The 212-nt window shown below is 64.6% G+C and carries 1 protein-coding gene; it reads right to left on the minus strand.

Annotation, left to right across the window (positions count from 1 at the left end):
• Positions 1–212: IS66 family transposase (locus ACXAIC_RS24935; protein WP_475187163.1), on the minus strand; the 212-nt coding region annotated here is incomplete at both ends.

Consider the following 212-nt stretch of genomic DNA (forward strand, 5'->3'; position numbering starts at 1 on the left):
GTTGAACCCGGCATACCCGTCCGCGTGCACCCAGCCCTTGTAGCCGGACAAGTGGCCCTGAGGATGTTCGCCCTTGCGGTCAACCGTGAACCGGTACCACGCCAGCGGTGGAGAGGCCCCGGCCCATGACCGCTCATCCCGCACATAGGCCCAGATCCGGGCGGTTTTGGTCTTCTTCGTTCCCGGAGCCTGAAGCTTGACCGGCGTGTCAT

The sequence above is a fragment of the Roseibium sp. AWQ4_254 genome (assembly GCF_056161025.1).